The organism is Nostoc sp. UIC 10890, assembly GCF_054786515.1.
The window spans coordinates 1-2,220 of record NZ_JBSGKF010000102.1; the positions used below are offsets into that span (position 1 = coordinate 1).

Here is a 2,220-nt window from a genome sequence, read left to right on the forward strand (position 1 = left end):
CAAAAAATTGAACAAGTAATAAATGAGCATTATCAACAGTATCTCATTAAAAATCGCTTGCCTTTGCCCCTGCGATCGCAAGAACATACAGCACAACTAGGAGTTGGCGAATTAGAAAAACGCGAAAACCGTTTTCGTCGTGGTCAAATTAATATGCTCAGTTGCTCTACAACTCTAGAAATGGGTGTTGATATTGGCGAACTACAAGCTGTAGTTTTACGCAACTTTCCACCCCATGTCAGCAACTATCAACAACGAGCAGGACGTGCTGGACGACGCACAGATGGAGTTGCCATTACTTTAATGTATGGGCAACGTCGCCCACACGACCGATTTTATTTCGAGCAACCTGAGCAGTTGATTGCTGGCAGTAATCAAATTCCTAAACTGGATGCTAACAACTTTCAAATTCAGCAGCGTCACATTCGTGCTGAGTTACTAGCTGAATTTTTGAAGACTAAGGATAAAGGAGCAGAAAAAGTAACAATAGTTGACTTTTTTAGTTTACCTCTGCAAGATTTTGGTTCTAAGCTAAATTTTACTCCGCCGCCTACAGCGATTGTTAACGAATTGCAAGAGTGGTTGCATAGTGATAATGCCTATTCTATTGCTCAGTTATGGATAAATAAACTAAAGATTTCTAGCACCCCTCTTGATATACTCAATCAATTTGTTGAAGCAATCTTAGTTTTTCAGCAAGAAGAACTAGCAGATTGGAATGGTTTGGTATCACCACTTAGAGATATTCGAGAAAGCATTGCTGTCGAAACTGATCGCATAAAACGTAAGGGATTGGAGAAGCGGCGGGATGGCATTGAAGCTGAATTAGAAAAGATTGCCAAGCGCCGACTTCATGATGAGTTAGTTCAGGCGAGTGTACTACCCATCTACGGCTTTCCAATTGATGTAGTTAGGTTACTTACAGGCGAAAGTAATGAATTTAAATCATCTCAAGGAAAGCATAGACTAGAACGCGATCGCCGTCTTGCTCTTGGTGAATATGCACCAGGTCAAGATATTGTGGTAGATGACCGAGTTTATCAAAGTGTTGGTATTCTTAGACCCAGTGACTTAGAACAAAAATATTATTGGGTTTGCAAAAACTGTAATAATTTTGAAGCATCAAATCAAGAACGGATAATTGAAGAATGTTCTGTATGTAGATGGGAACCTTCCCCAGCTTCTGCTGCCAAAATGAAGCCTTACAAGATTCCTAAAGCTTTTATTACAGATTGGTCAGTCACACCAAAGGTTACACCTTATACTAAACCACAACGTCAACCAACATCACAGGTATTTTTAGCAAAGCCTGGAGAGAATCAAGAACAATTAGAATCCAGCTTGTACAAACTCACTGTTAGTAAAGGTGGAACTCTCTTTCTAGCAAATCAAGGAAGTTTGGGATATGGGAAAGGTTTCAATAAGGAGGGGTTTGGTATTTGTCAAAACTGTGGGAGAGACTTAAGTGAATTGGTACAAAAACAGCGTGATGCCAATAACACAAAAGGTCGCAGTAAAAAACAAGCACCAAATTCTAAACATCAACATCCAATTACTGGTAGAGATTGTTCGGGTAGCGGATATCCTCTGACTCATTTGGGGCATGAATTTCGCAGCGATTTGCTAAAAATTCAGTTTGAGCCAACCAAAAATCTTATACCTTTGTTTGGTGGAGTTGTTCACTATGGGGATAGTGCAATAGTTTCGTCTGTGGCAGATAATCCTAACCAAGGGACAGATGGAATAGGATTTTGGCGATCGCTAACTTATGCACTTTTAGCAGCAGCAGCACAAGTAATTGATGTGCCTCGTACAGAATTAGATGGCTTGTTTATACCCTTAGAAAACCAATTGGCAGAGGTAGTTATCTATGACAATGTTCCTGGAGGAGCCGGGTATAGTAAGCGCATTGCTGATCGCTTTTTTGAAGTTTTAGAAAAAACCTGGGAAATTGCTGCATCTTGTAGTTGTGATACTAGTTGCTATGACTGTTTGAGAACTTACTCTAATCAACCATTTCATGCTGAGTTAAACCGGAAATTAGTTGCAGAGTTTCTCAGAGATTTTGTTGTTAAACCAGATCCAGAACTGCAAAGTTTTGCTCCCAATACTAGCCGAGTTAAGTTGGCTCAAATGGCAGTTCGCTTACCTGCACTTTGCCGCATAGTTAGTGGAGTTAGTGCGATTTACTTACCGAATTTGATAGATTCATTGAATTTG

The 2,220-nt window shown here is 39.9% G+C and carries 1 protein-coding gene; it reads left to right on the forward strand.

The genetic code is table 11. The features are described 5' to 3' along the window. Positions 1-2,220 (forward strand): DUF1998 domain-containing protein (locus ACWATR_RS39445; protein ID WP_460345674.1); only part of this gene is annotated, 2,220 nt, incomplete at both ends.